Origin of the sequence: Croceicoccus sp. Ery15 (assembly GCF_020985305.1) — a bacterium.
GTDB lineage: Bacteria > Pseudomonadota > Alphaproteobacteria > Sphingomonadales > Sphingomonadaceae > Croceicoccus.
Window position 1 is genome coordinate 49,115 of the sequence record NZ_CP087588.1, and the last position, 14,198, is coordinate 63,312.

Consider the following 14,198-nt stretch of genomic DNA (forward strand, 5'->3'; position numbering starts at 1 on the left):
CACGGGGCATCACAGGATTTATGGAGAGAAACCGAATGAAAAACCCGCTTGGCAAAGGCGTCGTCATGGGCGCGGCAAGGATCGCACTGGTCGCGGCGCTTGCAGGCGGACTGGCGGCTTGCGGCGCGCTGAAGGGAGATGGACCCGAAACGACCCCGACCGTCGGCAAGCGCGAACCGATCCTGTCACGGATCGAGAATACGGCTGAAGTCGATCCTTCGCTCGCCAGCGTTCCCGTGGTGTTGCCCGCGCCGACGGCCAATGCCGAATGGGCACAGGCGGGCGGTTCTGCATCCAAGGCCTATGGCCATCTGGCGCTGGCGGCCAATCCGACCCGCGCGTGGAGCCGCAGCATTTCGGGCGCAAGCCAGCAATCGCGCCTTGCCGCATCGCCCGTGGTCGGCGGTGGTAAGCTGTTCGCGTTCGGCACCGACGGCACCGTTTCGGCATTCGATGCGACCACCGGCGCGCCCGTATGGCAGAAGTCGCTGAAGGTCAGTGGCGACGGGTCCAGCTCGGTGTTCGGCGGCGGTGCGAGTTATGAAAACGGGCGTCTTTACGTCACCACCGGCGTCGGCGAAGTGGCCGCGCTGAATGCCGAGGATGGCGCTGAATATTGGAAGGTTCAGCCTTCGGGTCCGCTGCGAGGCGCGCCGACGCTGGCGTTTGGCAATGTGTTCGTGATGACACAGGACAACCAGATCTTCGCGCTCGACGCCACGACCGGAGAGGTCGAATGGAACCGTGCGGGTTCCAGCGGGCTTTCGGGCGTGTTCGGCGTGGCGGCTCCGGCGGCAGGGGCGGGCACGGTGATCGCAGGCTATTCCAGCGGTGAACTGATCGCCTATCGTTATGAAAACGGCACAGAGCTTTGGGGCGATGCGCTGGCGCGGACCAATATCTCCACCTCGGTCGGTTCGCTGACTGATGTCGATGCCGATCCGATCATCGATGGCGGGCGCGTCTATGCACTGGGGCAGGGCGGCCGCATGGCAGCCTATGAACTGCTGTCGGGCCGCCGCATCTGGGATCTGTCGTTGGCGGGTATTTCGACCCCGGCCGTGGCGGGCGACTGGATTTTCGTGCTGACCGACGATGCGCGACTGCTGGCTATTGCCCGCGCAACGGGCAAGGTCCGCTGGATCAGCCAGTTGCAGCGCTGGAAGGACGAAAAGGACAAGAAGGGCGAAATCTTCTGGTCAGGTCCGGTGCTGGCGGGCGGCAAGCTTTATGTCGCCAGCACGCGCGGCGCGCTGGTGGCGGTGGACGCGGCCGAGGGAACGCATTCCAATGTCGCGCAGCTTGACGATGGCGTGTCGCTGAACCCGATCGTCGCGGGCAACACGCTTTATGTGCTGGACAATGGCGGGGCGATCAGCGCGTTTCGCTGATCATCCCGCCTTCGGGCACCGCTTACAGGCTATATTTATAGATCGGCGCGACCGAACCGTTCCACTCGCCGTGATAGCGGTCGAGCAGGTCCTGTGCGGGCACCTTGCGGCGCTTGGCAATCTCGTCCAGCGGGGCAAGGAAGCCGGTTTCGTTATCGCCTACCGAATTGAGCTGGCCGCGCGCGGCAAGACCGGCGCGCGCGATCTTCAGCACTTCGGGGGCAAGGTCGGCCAGCACGCCGCCGCCCGGAACCGGCGCGTCGAGCGCCAGTTTCGGCACTGCGTTGCGCAATGCCTCACGCTCTTCCATCGACCAGTCCTTGACCATGTCCCACGCGGCATCCAGCGCCGTCTGGTCATACAACAGGCCGACCCAGAACGCGGGCAAAGCGCAAATGCGGCTCCACGGCCCGCCATCCGCACCGCGCATTTCCAGAAAGCTTTTCAGGCGCACTTCGGGAAAGGCGGTGGACATGTGATCGGTCCAGTCCGCCATCGTCGGCTTTTCGCCGGGCAGGGCGGGCAATTCGCCTTTCAGGAAATCGCGGAAGCTTTGCCCGGCGGCATTGATGTATTTACCGTCGCGGAAGACGAAATACATCGGCACGTCGAGCATGTAATCGACCCAGCGTTCATAGCCGAAGCCGTCCTCGAAAACGAAGGGCAGCATGCCGGTGCGCGCCGGATCGGTGTCAGACCAGATGTGGCTGCGATAGGACAGGAAACCGTTGGGTTTCCCCTCGGTAAAGGGCGAATTGGCGAACAGGGCCGTGGCCAGCGGTTGCAGCGCCAGCCCGACGCGGAACTTCTTGGCCATGTCGGCCTCGGACGAATAATCCAGATTGACCTGAATGGTGCAGGTCCGCAGCATCATGTCGAGCCCCATGGTGCCCACCTTGGGCATATGCTCCATCATGATCTTGTACCGGCCCTTGGGCATCACCGGCAGGTCGGCACGTGCCTTGTCGGGCCACATGCCAAGGCCGAGGAAGCCGACGCCCAGTTCGCCGCCGACTTCCTTGACCTGCGTCAGGTGCCGGCCCGTTTCGGCGCAGGTCTCGTGCAGGCTGACCAGCGGCGCGCCCGACAATTCCAGCTGGCCCGCCGGTTCAAGGCTGACCGTGCCGTCGCCGCCCGACATGGCGATGACATTGCCGCCTTCGACTACAGGTTCCCAGCCATATTTCCGCAGCGCCATCAGAATGTCGCGGATGCCACCCTTTTCGTCATAGGACGGGGCGCGGCGGTCGGCAGTGCGGAACACGAATTTCTCGTGCTCGGTGCCGATGCGCCATTGTTCGCGCGGCTTCTCGCCCTTTTGCATGGGGATCAGCAGCTGGTCGCGGCTTTCGATGACGGGCTCTGCGGCCCCGGTGTCCTTGCGCGTGCTCATGGCGCGGGGACCTAGGCGGGTTCGCGCGATTGGGAAAGCGGGATTTTGCCTCTACCCTCTGTCACGCCCAGTCTCCGGCAACACCCATCCATAATGCCATGGCTGCAATCGCCGCCGTTTCGCCGCGCAGGATTCGCGGACCCAGTGATAGGGGGCGGGCTGCGGGATGGGCGCGAACCGCGGCCCGCTCGGCATCGTCGAAGCCGCCTTCGGGACCGATCAGCAGCGCGGCGGGCGGCGGATTTTGCGCAAAACACTGCGCCGCGGGCGGGGCATCGCGCGTTTCGTCGGCAAAGAACAGCGTGCTGCCGTTCCAGTCTTTCAGCATGGCATCCAGAGATACCGGCGCTTCGATGACGGGAAGGGCGGTTCGGGCACATTGTTCCGCCGCCTCGGTCACGATCTGGCGCGCGCGATCCATGTTGAGCGCATCGGCCACACAGCGCCGCGTGATAACGGGGCGAATCCGTGCCACGCCCAATTCGGTCGCCTTTTCCAGCACCAGGTCAAAGCGCGGTTTTTTCAGCAAGGCGGCGCATAGGGTCAGTTGCGGTACGCTTTCGCGCGGGCGCAGATGATCGGCCAGTTCCACACTCACGCTGCGCTTGCCCGCATGGGTGACGCGCGCGGCCCATTCGCCGGTGCGGTCATCGCACAGGATCACCGCATCGCCCGGCTTTGTCCGCATCACTCGCGACAGGTAATGCGCCTGCTGCCCGTCGATCTCGAACATCATGCCCGGCGACAAGGTCGCGTCGACGAACAGGCGCGGCGCGCTTTTGGGTGGCCATGCGGGGGTCGCGGTCATTCCATTCAACTCGGCAAGATGGCGCGGGTGGCGATATAGCAATCCATCAATTGCCCAACCGCATCGCGCGTTTCGAAATCGTCCTCGAACAGATGGGTCAGCATGAAGCCCGCCGCAAGCTGTCCGCCGATCTGGTCGGTCAGCGTATGGCCGAAGCAGATGACGGGGTCCTGTGCCAACAGGGCTTCGCGCTCGGCCTGTGGCAGGTCGAGGTCGCTATAGGGTATGCGATTGCGCGCCAGCGGTTCGCCGCGTTCGACGCTGCCTTCGTCGAACAGGAAGCGCGCCGGATTGGTGAAACCTGCCAATAAAACGCCGCCCGGGCGCAGCACGCGCGCGCATTCGCGCCAGACGGGCAGGATGTCGGGCGCGAAACTGTTGGAACAGGGATGGAAGATCAGGTCGAAGCTGCGATCCCCCAGCGCCGACAGATCGTGCATCAATCCGCGGATCGTGCGAATATGCAACCCCTCTCGTTCGGCCACCTCGCGGTCGCGGGCAAGCTGTCCGTCGCTGGCGTCGAAGCTGGTAACGCGCGCGCCGGCGGCCGCAAAGATCGGACATTGCTGCCCGCCTGCGGATGCAAGGCCCAGCACATCTTTATCGGCAATATCGCCGAACCAGTCGCGGGGAACGGGGCGCGACGGGGTCAGCACCACATTCCATTCGCCCTGCCGCGCCGCGGCGATTGTGGCGGCATCGACGGGGATCGACCAGCGATCGCCGCCATCGGCCTTGGCGTTCCAGCCCTGACGGTTGAATTCGCCGATATCGCCAATTTTGCGCATTGTATCTGTGCTCCCTTGCCGCCGGATCGATCCCCCCTTTAAAGCAAGCCGCGATGAATGACACCGCCCCCGAAATCACGACGCCAGATACCCAGCATCGCGGTCTGGTCGCCCTGCTACCCGCAAGTGCGCGGCCCTATGCGCTGCTGGCGCGGTTCGACCGGCCGATCGGCTGGTGGCTGCTGTTCTGGCCCTGCGCGGCGGGGCTGTGGGCGGCGGGCGGCGCGGCGCGCTGGGACATGGCATTATGGCTGTTGTTAGGATCGGTCGCGATGCGCGGGGCAGGCTGCGTCTATAACGATATTCTCGACCGCGACCTCGACCGGCAGGTTGCGCGAACGGCCAGCCGTCCGCTGGCCAGCGGGCAAGTCTCGCTGAAAAGCGCGTGGATATGGCTGGTCTCGCTCTGCCTGATCGGGCTGGTCGTGATGCTGCAATTGCGCTGGCAGGCGCAACTGGCCGCCATCGCCAGCCTGCTTCCGGTCGCGCTCTATCCGCTGATGAAGCGCATCACTTGGTGGCCGCAGGCGTGGCTGGGGCTGGTGTTCAGCTGGGGGGCACTGGTGGGCTGGGTTGAAATGGACGGTGGCTCTCTTGCCACGCTTTGCGCGCTTTATGCGGGATGCATCTTCTGGGTGATAGGATATGACACGATCTATGCGGTGCAGGACATGGAGGATGACGCGCTGGTCGGCGTAAGGTCCAGCGCGCTCGCCATGAAAGGGCGGATCGTGCCGGGGGTGACGGCGCTTTACCTCCTTGCGTTGGCCGGTTGGGCGGCGGCAATCTGGCTGATCCGGCCCGACTGGCTGGCGTTATTGGCGCTGCTGCCGGTCGCGACTCATCTGGGTTGGCAGGTCGCAACGCTCGACACGGCGGACGGCATGAACGCGCTGGCCCGTTTCCGATCCAATCGCCTTGCAGGCCTGCTTATGGCGCTCGCATTTCTGACGATTGGTAGCGTCGGATAGCGGCGCGCAAGGAAATACCCCTTCAGGCTAGGATTCATACATGGCGAAAGACAGTCTAACGCCGATGTGGAAATCTGCTGAAAGCCTTTGCGGTGGCGATTCGATTTATGCCACTATCCAATACAAGTAACGGGGCTGAAGCGGTCAATAGCGTCGGGCTGGAATCCAAGGGTCCGGCACAGTGTCGCGAAGGGGCTGACAGCGAGTTTGCGGAGACCTTAATGAGCATTAATATCGGTCCGCCTGCGGTTGAGGAACTGCGTCCGCGCATTACCGTGATCGGCGTTGGCGGCGCGGGCGGCAACGCCATTGCGAACATGATCCAGGCGCAGATCGAGGGCGTGGATTTCATCGTCGCCAATACCGACGCGCAGGCGCTGAATACCGCGGTTTGCGAGGATCGCATCCAGCTTGGCCCTGAAATCACGCAGGGGCTGGGTGCTGGATCCCGTCCCGAAGTCGGTCGCGCGGCAGCGGAAGAGACTCTGCACGAGATCGACCGCATGCTCGATGGCGTGCACATGTGCTTTATCGCGGCCGGTATGGGCGGCGGCACCGGCACGGGGGCTGCGCCCGTGATCGCCAAGGCAGCGCGTGACAAGGGCGTGCTGACCGTGGGTGTGGTGACCAAGCCCTTCATGTTCGAAGGATCGCGCCGGATGCGTTCGGCGGACTCGGGCATCGAAGAGCTGCAAAAGCACGTCGATACGCTGATCGTCATTCCGAACCAGAACCTGTTTTTGGTCGCGCGTCCCGACACTACTTTCAAGGAAGCGTTCCAGCTTGCCGACGAAGTGCTGCAGCAGGGCGTTCGTTCGATCACCGACCTGATGGTCATGCCCGGCCTCATCAACCTCGACTTTGCTGACGTGCGATCGGTGATGGGTGAGATGGGCAAGGCCATGATGGGCACCGGCGAGGCGGACGGCGAAAACCGTGCGTTGGAGGCTGCCGAAAAGGCGATCGCCAACCCGCTGCTCGACGGTGTGTCGATGACGGGTGCAAAGGGCGTGATCATTTCCATCATCGGCGGCGAGGATATGCGCCTGATGGAAGTGGACGAGGCTGCGAACCATATCCGCGATCTGGTCGATCCCGATGCGAATATCATCTGGGGTTCGGCCTTCAATCCCGAGCTGGAAGGCAAGATTCGCGTGTCGGTCGTGGCGACCGGCATCGATCAGGAAGCCGAACAGCCTGTGCAACAGTCGCGTCCGTTCTCGCTGGGTTCGGGCCGCGCGCCCGCACGCACCGGCGCTGCTCCCGCTGCTCCGGTTGCGGCCCCTGCCGCAGCGCCGATCCCTCAGGCCCCCGCGCCGGAACCCGCGATGAAGCTGACCGACCCCGCGGACGATAGCGAACATCTGAATGTGGGCGACGAGGGCGGCTATGCCTCGACCGACGAGCCGCTGGATTTGGGCCTTGATATGGCCGAGGTCGAGGATGAGGACGAATTGCTGCTGGGCGACGGTTTCGAAGAACCCGCAGCGGCAGAGCCGGTCGCAAAATCGCGCGATTCCGGCCCGATGGATGCCTCGGCGCGCACCGAATCCGCGCGCGGCTGGCGTCCGGCTTCGGGTCAGGCGGCGGTTTCGGTCGGTGGCAGCACTCTGTTCGAGCGTATGGCCAGCCTGTCGCGCAATCGGGACGAGGCTCCGGCCGACGACCGTGAGGATGACGACGATGCCGCGGACCTTAATATCCCGCGCTTCCTCGGCCGTAACAACAACCGGCGCTGAGATCCGCCCGCAAGGGCTGACACACGGAAGGGCGGCGGGCTTGCTCGCCGCCCTTGCTGTATTGGTTGGCGGGATAGCAAGCGACGATGCGGGTGCCCAGTCACGCACCATCCGGATCGAGAATCCCGCGGCCGATCAGCGCATGCTCGACGATGCGACCGGGCGGCTGGCCCGCGATCCGAACGATCTTCAGGCGATGCGCGAAGGGGCCGATGCCGCGATGCGGCTGGGCGAATATGATGTCGCGCTGGGTTTTCTGAACCGTGCCGAGGTGGTTCGTCCCGACGATCCCTTCACGCGGGCAATGCGCGGTTCGGTGATGGTTCAACTGGGCCAGCCCCGCATGGCACTGCCCATGTTTGCCGAGGCAGAGCGCATGGGTGCGCGGCCCGCCGATCTGGCCGCAGATCGCGGGCTGGCGCATGATTTATTGGGCGATCAGCCCAGCGCGCAATATTATTACGCCATCGCCAATCGCATCGGGCCCGATCCCGAAGTGACCCGCCGTCATGCCTTCAGCCTTGCCGTAGGCCAGGAGCGCGATGCGGCGGAACGGATGCTGCAACCCTTGCTGCAGGCGAACGACCCTGCGGCATGGCGCATCAAGGCGTTCATGCTGGCCGTGTCCGGCCGCAGCGGAGAGGCGGTTGCAATGCTGTATGCCGTGCTGCCGCGCCAGCTGGCGGATAATCTGGCCCCCTATATGCGATCGGTCCCGCGCCTGTCGGCCGGACAACAGGTGGCTGCCGCCCATCTGGGTATTTTTCCCGCCGATAACAATGTGATGGCGGGCAATGACCGGTTGGTGCCCAGCGGCCGTCCGTTCGGTGCAGACGGCGGTTCGGACGATAATCCTGACGATGAATAACGCGCCCGACGACGAATAGCGGGCCGGATTGTTGCAGTTCGGCATCGCCCGGACCCTAACGCAAAATCCTTATCCACATGCGGTGAACAACAGTATCGCGTTATGCACGGCAGCGATAGGTTAAGCCATTGTAAAGACGGCGAGCGCCGGTCCAGATCGCACAATGGCGGGTCATCGGGGTCCGCGTGACGGAGAAAGAACCGCTGCATGATGAGTGAAAGCCAGACCGAGAACCGTCACGAAGATGCGGCGCCGGTCGATATGCTGGTATCTTTGTTCGAGGCGCGCGGCTGGCCGTACGAGCTGACCAGCGAGGACGAGATCGGCGGCGAGATTCAGGGCGCATGGGCGAAATACCAGCTGCGCGCGATCTGGCGGCGCGAGGATAATGTCCTGCAACTGCTCTGCCTGCCCGAAGTGCGTGTTCCCGAAGACAAGCGCGTGCAGATGTTCGAACTGATGAGCCTTGTGAACGAGCAATTGTGGCTGGGTCATTTCGATCTGTGGTCGGCAGGTTCGGTGCTGCTCTATCGCCATGGGTTGATGCTGGGCGATGACGGGCTGTTGTCGCTGAGCCAGGCGCAAATGGCAGTGGAGCAGGCGGTTGATGAGTGCGACCGGTTCTATCCCGCGTTCCAGTTCGTGTTGTGGGGTGACCGAGACGCCGCCGATGCCTTGGCCAACGCGCTGGTGGATGCAGCGGGCGAGGCTTGACCGGCGCTCCGCGAGCGCGCGCGGCGGGCTGTATTATTACAGAATATTGCTGACTGGCGGTTTTCCTTGAAAAGAACCGCGTCACAGCCGATATTGTCACCAGAGCGCCCCCCGTTTGGGAGGGGCGACTGAGGAGAAGAACAAAGCTATGGCAAACTGGAACGACCCCCAGCCCACGCGTCCGCAGACGCGCGCCGGCTTCGGCGCGTCCACGGGCCTCGGCGCAAGCGTGCCGCGCACCGGATATGATGCCGGCCTGCGCAAATACATGCTTTCGATCTATAATTACATGGCATCGGCCGTGCTGCTTTCGGGCGTTGTCGCGCTGTTGATGGCCAGCAGCGGCATGACGCTGTCGATGATCGGCTCGCCGCTGATGTGGCTGGTGATGCTGTCGCCGCTCGCGATCGTTTTCGCGATGAGCTTTGGCGCGAACCGTTTCTCGCAGGGCACGCTCCAGATGCTTTTCTGGGGTTTCGCGATCCTGATGGGGATGAGCCTGTCGACGATTTTCCTCGTCTATACGGGCGGTTCGATCGCGGCGACCTTCTTTGCGACGGCGGGCGCTTTTGCCGGTCTGTCGCTGTTCGGTTACACGACCAAGAAGGATCTGTCGGGTTTCGGCAGCTTTCTGATCATGGGCGTGATTGGCCTGATCATCGCCTCGGTGATCAATATTTTCGTTCAGTCGACCGCGCTGATGTGGGCCGTCAGCTTCCTTGGCGTGCTGATCTTCGCGGGCCTTACGGCTTACGATACGCAGCGTTTGAAGATGCAGTATTACCAGCTGGCCGGAACCGAGTTCATGGGCAAGGCCGTGATCCTGGGCGCGCTGTCGCTCTATCTGGACTTCATCAATATGTTCCAGTTCCTGCTGGCTTTCATGGGCCAGAGGGACTGATCGGCAATTCAATGCCTTAAGAGCGGGGCGGCTGAAAGTTCCCTCGCCCGGACGACGAAAAACAACGCCCGATCGGACACAGCGTCCGGTCGGGCGTTTTCCTTGTGGACGAGTGGGATAATACCGATGCAGCATTTCTGCCAAAGGCGCATGCTATTGCTTCACCCGGGCGCAAGCTGCGCCCTGCTATAACCGGCCCATGGCGTGATTGGACGCCGTGGCCGCAAGAAACAGGAAAGACCCGTGTCGGGAAGCAAGCCCATCATTCGCATTACGACCGTGGCCGCCGCCGCAACCCTTGCTTCGTGTGGACCGCCGCCGCCGCCGCCGGTCGCGCCCCCGCCGCCTGTGCAAGAGGCTTTCCGCGCGCGCCCGATCGCACCGGGCTATGCGCAGGACAATCTGGCGATCCCGCAACGGAACGAATTGGGCATCCGCCAGACCGTCAACACCGGCCTGTCGACCGAACAGGCGACGTGGAACCTGCGGTCGGCCTATAACGTCGCGGCGCTGAACTGTAATGCACCCGAGGATGCCGCGATTGCCGAGCGGTACGGAGATTTCCTGAAAACCCACTCGCGTGAGCTCAGCACCACGAACCAGAAGGTCGATACCCAGTTCCGCGACAAGTTCGGCCGCAGCGAATACAAGCGCGCCCGCGACCAGTATATGACGCAGGTCTATAATTATTTCTCTCTGCCGCCCGCCTTGCCGCGTTTCTGCGCCGCCGCGCGCGAAACCAGCCTTGCGCTGGCCGATACGCCCAAGGGTAAGCTGGACGAGGCGGCACAGGCCGAACTGCCCAAGCTGGAGCTCGTCTTCCTCGGCTATTTCGACGAATACGAAGCCTATAGCGCAGAGGCGCAGGCATGGGACGCGGAATATCTGGCGACCTATGGCGAACCCTATCGCCATCGCCGCATGGTGCCGCCGCCGGTCGATCCCAATGCGCCGGTTGCCGCGCCCGTGGCCGATCCGGCCGCCATACCGTCTGCCTCTGCCGACAACACCAGCGGCAATTCGGAGGGCTAGCGGGCCAACCGATCTACGCATTTTTGCTTTGACTGGAGCGCGCCTTCGGGTAAGGGGCGCGCTCTTGCACATCGGCCTTGGCGGATGGTGCAGCGAATGGAACGGGGCCGTAGCTCAGTTGGGAGAGCGCGTCGTTCGCAATGACGAGGTCAGCGGTTCGATCCCGCTCGGCTCCACCATTCATCCATTTGCCTCGACCCGAACCGGACAGGCGATCTATTGCCGGTCGCCCGGCCCGATCTGGCATGCTTGCCATTCCGGCCGCTATTCGGATAGCGAGGCATGACGCTGTTTCCGGCCATGCGCGGCAAGTTTTCCGCGCTTTGCCCGCCATCGGATTGATCGCCCATGCATTTTCTCGACCAGGCCAAGATTTACGTGCGCTCCGGCGCGGGCGGGCCGGGCGCGGTCAGCTTCCGGCGCGAGAAATATGTCGAATATGGCGGACCCGACGGCGGCAACGGCGGTCGCGGCGGCGACATTGTGTTCGAGGCTGTTCAGGGCCTGAATACGCTGATCGATTTCCGCTATTCTCAGCATTTCAAGGCGCCGCGCGGCGGCCATGGCATGGGCAAGGACCGCACTGGCGCATCGGCCCCACCGCTGGTGATCGAAGTGCCGGTGGGCACGCAGATCCTGTCCGACGATAAAGAGGAAGTGCTCGCCGATTTTACCGAGGTCGGCCAGCGCATCACCCTGCTGGAAGGCGGCATGGGCGGTCGCGGCAATGCGAGTTACAAGACCAGCACCAACCGCGCCCCGCGCCAGCATCAGCCAGGCGAACCCGCGCAGGAACTGTGGGTGTGGCTGCGGCTGAAGCTGCTGGCCGATGTGGGTCTGGTGGGGCTGCCCAATGCGGGCAAGTCGACCTTTATCAATCAGGTGTCGAACACCCGTGCCAAGGTGGGCGATTATGCGTTCACGACCCTGGTGCCCAAGCTGGGCGTGGTGCGGCACAAGAACCGTGAATTCGTGCTGGCCGACATTCCCGGCCTGATCGAGGGTGCGGCAGATGGCGCGGGGATCGGGGACCGTTTTCTGGGCCATATCGAACGCTGCCGCGTGCTGATCCACCTGATCGACATTTCGGGCAGCGGTCCCGGGCAGGACCCGGCCGAGGCGCTGCGCATCGTCGAGGAAGAGCTGGAAGCCTATGGCGGCGGGCTTGAGGACAAGCCGCGCCTTGTCGCGCTGAACAAGCTGGATCTGGCCGACCGCGAACTGGCCGAAGGCTTTGCGCAGGAATTGCGCGAGGCGGGTGCGGAGAAAGTATTCGCCGTATCTGGGGCGACCGGGCAGGGCGTCAGCGAATTGCTCGATGCCGTGCTGTCGTTCCTGCCTGCCGCCACCAGCACCGAGACCAAGGGCGTAGAGCGTGAGGACGATGCGGGCGACGGGACCGAGGGCGAGAGCAACTGGTCGCCCATCTGATCCCCGGTTCGTTTTCGTGATCGGGCCGCCTGTCGGGAAAAGCCCCCTTTGCATCCGGCGCATGAGTGCCTAACTGCATGGTCATGCAGAAACCCGACGAAATGATCGCCCATCTGACGGACCTTCAATCGCCGGAGGCTTGCGGGCGTCTGGTCGTGAAGGTCGGATCGGCGCTGCTGGTCGGAAAGGACGGCAAGCCGCGCCGTAAATGGCTGACGGGGCTGGCCAACGAGATCGCGCAGGCGCGCGACCGCGGGCAGGAAGTGATCATCGTATCGTCCGGGGCGATCGCGCTGGGCGCGGCGATCCTCGGCCTTGAAAAGGGCGGGCGTGGCAGTCTTGCCGATGCGCAGGCCAGTGCCGCGGTGGGGCAGATCGCCTTGTCCAGCCTGTGGGCCGAATTGCTGGGCAACCACGAGATTGTCGCCGCGCAGGTTCTGATCACGCTGGAAGATCTGGAAGGCCGCCGCCGCTATCTCAACGCCTCTGCCACCTTAAACCGCTTGCTGGAAACCGGCGCCGTTCCCGTGGTGAACGAGAACGATACGGTTGCCACCCATGAAATCCGTTTCGGTGACAACGATCGTCTGGCCGCGCGCGTGGCGCAGGCGGCAAAGGCCCAAGCAGTGATCCTGCTGTCCGATATCGACGGGCTGTATGACAAGCACCCCTCCGAACCCGGCGCATCGCGCATTCCCATGGTCTGGGGCGTGGACGACGAAGTGCGCGCCATGGCGACCGGCGACAGCGATTCGGGCATCGGATCGGGCGGCATGCGGACCAAGGTGAACGCGGTGGAAATCGCCGAGCGCGCGGGTATCGCGCTGGTGATCGCCAACGGCAAATATGACGCGCCCATCGCGCGCGCCATCGGCCTGCATGGCGACGATGGCATCGGCACATTGTTCCTGCCGCGCCGTCACGACACGGGCCGCAAGGCATGGATCGGCGGGCGCTTGCGGATGAAGGGCACGATCGTGATCGACGAAGGCGCGGTCAATGCTCTGCGCGACGGCAACAGCCTGCTCGCCAAGGGCATCACCCGCGTCGAAGGGCGTTTCGTGCGCGGCGATCCCGTGCGGATCGAAGGGCCCGAGGGTGAATGGATCGCCAAGGGCCTGTCCGAATATGACGCGCCCGAATGCGTGGCTCTGGTCGGGTTGCATACCGACGAGCAGGAAGAGGTGCTGGGCTATACCCCGCGCTCTGCCGTGGTGCACCGCGACCAGCTTGTGATGCTGCGATAAAGGCCCGCCCGTGAAGCTGGCCATAACCGGCGCGATAGGATTTGTCGGCTCGACACTGATCGATCACGCGCTGGAACAGGGGCACGCGGTAAACGCGCTGACCCGCCGCGATCAGGCGCCGCGCAAGGGCGTGACATGGGTGCGCGGCGATCTGGCCAATCATGCGGCGCTGGCGGCATTATGCGATGGCTGCGATGCGGCGATCCATGTCGCGGGTGTGGTCAATGCCCCCGACCGCGCGGGGTTTCAGGAAGGCAATATTGCCGGTACGCGCGCGATGGTGGACGCCGCCAATGCGGCGGGCGTGCCGCGCTTCGTCCATGTTTCCTCTCTTGCCGCGCGTGAGCCTGCATTGTCCGATTACGGCTGGTCCAAGGCAGGCGCGGAAGGCGAGGCGGCGCAGGCGAAAAACTGCCTGATCGTGCGTCCGCCCGCGATCTATGGCCCCCGCGATACCGAGATGTTCGAACTGTTCCGCGCGGCGAAAAGCGGCATCGTGCCCCTGCCGCCACGCGGGCGCGCATCGATGATCCATGTCGGCGATCTGGCGCGGCTGCTGTTGACGCTGGCAGTGGAGGGCGCGCAAACCGGCGCGATTTACGAGGCCGATGACGGGCACGACAACGGCTGGAGCCATGAGGAGATGGCCCGCATGATCGGCGCGGCCATGGGGCGCAGGATCGTGCCGCTGCATGTGCCCCGCGCGCTGTTGACCTTTGCCGCTAGGGCGGATCGTGCGCTGCGCGGCAACAAGGCGAAGCTGACGCCCGATCGGGCCAGCTATATGTGCCATCCCGACTGGACGGCCCATGCGGACAAGCACCCTCCCGCCAGCCTGTGGCAGGCCCGCATCCCCACGCCCGACGGCCTGAAACAGACCGCGGACTGGTATCGCGCCGAAGGCTGGCTCTAACC

Annotated in this window: 13 protein-coding genes and 1 tRNA gene; 11 read left to right on the forward strand and 3 right to left on the reverse strand. The window is 64.0% G+C overall.

Features of this window, described 5'->3' with window-relative positions; genetic code table 11:
- The first annotated feature begins 35 nt into the window (after positions 1 to 35).
- Positions 36 to 1,391 (forward strand): PQQ-like beta-propeller repeat protein, encoded by a 1,356-nt coding sequence (locus tag LOZ77_RS00310; RefSeq protein WP_230280323.1) that lies wholly within the window; start codon positions 36 to 38, stop codon positions 1,389 to 1,391.
- Positions 1,392 to 1,413: 22 nt separating this feature from the next.
- Here the strand turns inward: LOZ77_RS00310 and LOZ77_RS00315 are convergent, their stop codons facing one another.
- The 3 genes from LOZ77_RS00315 to LOZ77_RS00325 all read right to left on the reverse strand — a co-directional run bounded on the left by LOZ77_RS00315 (position 1,414) and on the right by LOZ77_RS00325 (position 4,380).
- On the reverse strand, positions 1,414 to 2,784 hold the full coding sequence (locus LOZ77_RS00315) for a glutamate--cysteine ligase (protein ID WP_230280324.1): 1,371 nt from the start codon (positions 2,782 to 2,784) through the stop codon (positions 1,414 to 1,416).
- Between the two features lie 61 nt (positions 2,785 to 2,845).
- On the reverse strand, positions 2,846 to 3,592 hold the full coding sequence (locus LOZ77_RS00320; RefSeq protein ID WP_230280325.1) for a 16S rRNA (uracil(1498)-N(3))-methyltransferase: 747 nt from the start codon (positions 3,590 to 3,592) through the stop codon (positions 2,846 to 2,848).
- 5 nt (positions 3,593 to 3,597) lie between these two features.
- Positions 3,598 to 4,380 carry a class I SAM-dependent methyltransferase gene (locus LOZ77_RS00325; protein ID WP_230280326.1) on the reverse strand — a complete coding sequence of 261 codons (783 nt, stop codon included), beginning with the start codon at positions 4,378 to 4,380 and terminating at the stop codon, positions 3,598 to 3,600.
- Positions 4,381 to 4,433: 53 nt separating this feature from the next.
- On the opposite strand from LOZ77_RS00325, the gene ubiA reads away from it, so the two are divergent.
- The 10 genes from ubiA (at position 4,434) to LOZ77_RS00375 (ending at position 14,196) form a co-directional block, all read left to right on the forward strand.
- The gene (gene ubiA, locus LOZ77_RS00330; RefSeq protein ID WP_230280327.1) at positions 4,434 to 5,351 is read left to right on the forward strand and encodes a 4-hydroxybenzoate octaprenyltransferase; all 918 of its coding nucleotides are present in this window, start codon (positions 4,434 to 4,436) and stop codon (positions 5,349 to 5,351) included.
- Between the two features lie 221 nt (positions 5,352 to 5,572).
- Complete coding sequence (gene ftsZ, locus LOZ77_RS00335) at positions 5,573 to 7,090, forward strand: cell division protein FtsZ (protein ID WP_230280328.1); 1,518 nt, start codon at positions 5,573 to 5,575, stop codon at positions 7,088 to 7,090.
- Between the two features lie 40 nt (positions 7,091 to 7,130).
- Positions 7,131 to 7,958 (forward strand): tetratricopeptide repeat protein, encoded by an 828-nt coding sequence (locus LOZ77_RS00340; RefSeq protein ID WP_230280329.1) that lies wholly within the window; start codon positions 7,131 to 7,133, stop codon positions 7,956 to 7,958.
- Between the two features lie 210 nt (positions 7,959 to 8,168).
- A complete protein-coding gene (locus LOZ77_RS00345; protein ID WP_370638091.1) occupies positions 8,169 to 8,672 on the forward strand; it encodes a YbjN domain-containing protein in 504 nt (167 codons plus the stop codon).
- 148 nt (positions 8,673 to 8,820) lie between these two features.
- On the forward strand, positions 8,821 to 9,573 hold the full coding sequence (locus LOZ77_RS00350; protein ID WP_230280331.1) for a Bax inhibitor-1/YccA family protein: 753 nt from the start codon (positions 8,821 to 8,823) through the stop codon (positions 9,571 to 9,573).
- A 243-nt stretch (positions 9,574 to 9,816) separates the two neighbouring features.
- Entirely contained in the window at positions 9,817 to 10,605 is a 789-nt protein-coding gene (locus LOZ77_RS00355) for a hypothetical protein (RefSeq protein ID WP_230280332.1), read from the forward strand.
- Positions 10,606 to 10,708: 103 nt separating this feature from the next.
- A tRNA-Ala gene (locus tag LOZ77_RS00360) sits at positions 10,709 to 10,784 on the forward strand.
- 169 nt (positions 10,785 to 10,953) lie between these two features.
- The gene (gene obgE / locus LOZ77_RS00365; protein ID WP_230280333.1) at positions 10,954 to 12,036 is read left to right on the forward strand and encodes a GTPase ObgE; all 1,083 of its coding nucleotides are present in this window, start codon (positions 10,954 to 10,956) and stop codon (positions 12,034 to 12,036) included.
- A gap of 83 nt (positions 12,037 to 12,119) precedes the next feature.
- Positions 12,120 to 13,283 carry a glutamate 5-kinase gene (proB, locus tag LOZ77_RS00370; protein WP_370638036.1) on the forward strand — a complete coding sequence of 388 codons (1,164 nt, stop codon included), beginning with the start codon at positions 12,120 to 12,122 and terminating at the stop codon, positions 13,281 to 13,283.
- Between the two features lie 10 nt (positions 13,284 to 13,293).
- Positions 13,294 to 14,196, forward strand: a complete 903-nt coding sequence (locus LOZ77_RS00375) for an NAD(P)-dependent oxidoreductase (RefSeq protein WP_230280334.1) — start codon at positions 13,294 to 13,296, stop codon at positions 14,194 to 14,196.
- Positions 14,197 to 14,198 lie beyond the last annotated feature (2 nt).

Coding starts and splice junctions, on each gene's coding strand:
- obgE (WP_230280333.1), top strand. CDS start 10,954: ATGCATTTTCTCGACCAGGCCAAGATTTACGTGCGCTCCGGCGCGGGC.
- LOZ77_RS00320 (WP_230280325.1), bottom strand. CDS start 3,592: ATGACCGCGACCCCCGCATGGCCACCCAAAAGCGCGCCGCGCCTGTTC.
- proB (WP_370638036.1), top strand. CDS start 12,120: ATGCAGAAACCCGACGAAATGATCGCCCATCTGACGGACCTTCAATCG.
- LOZ77_RS00345 (WP_370638091.1), top strand. CDS start 8,169: ATGAGTGAAAGCCAGACCGAGAACCGTCACGAAGATGCGGCGCCGGTC.
- ftsZ (WP_230280328.1), top strand. CDS start 5,573: ATGAGCATTAATATCGGTCCGCCTGCGGTTGAGGAACTGCGTCCGCGC.
- LOZ77_RS00310 (WP_230280323.1), top strand. CDS start 36: ATGAAAAACCCGCTTGGCAAAGGCGTCGTCATGGGCGCGGCAAGGATC.
- LOZ77_RS00350 (WP_230280331.1), top strand. CDS start 8,821: ATGGCAAACTGGAACGACCCCCAGCCCACGCGTCCGCAGACGCGCGCC.
- ubiA (WP_230280327.1), top strand. CDS start 4,434: ATGAATGACACCGCCCCCGAAATCACGACGCCAGATACCCAGCATCGC.
- LOZ77_RS00325 (WP_230280326.1), bottom strand. CDS start 4,380: ATGCGCAAAATTGGCGATATCGGCGAATTCAACCGTCAGGGCTGGAAC.
- LOZ77_RS00315 (WP_230280324.1), bottom strand. CDS start 2,784: ATGAGCACGCGCAAGGACACCGGGGCCGCAGAGCCCGTCATCGAAAGC.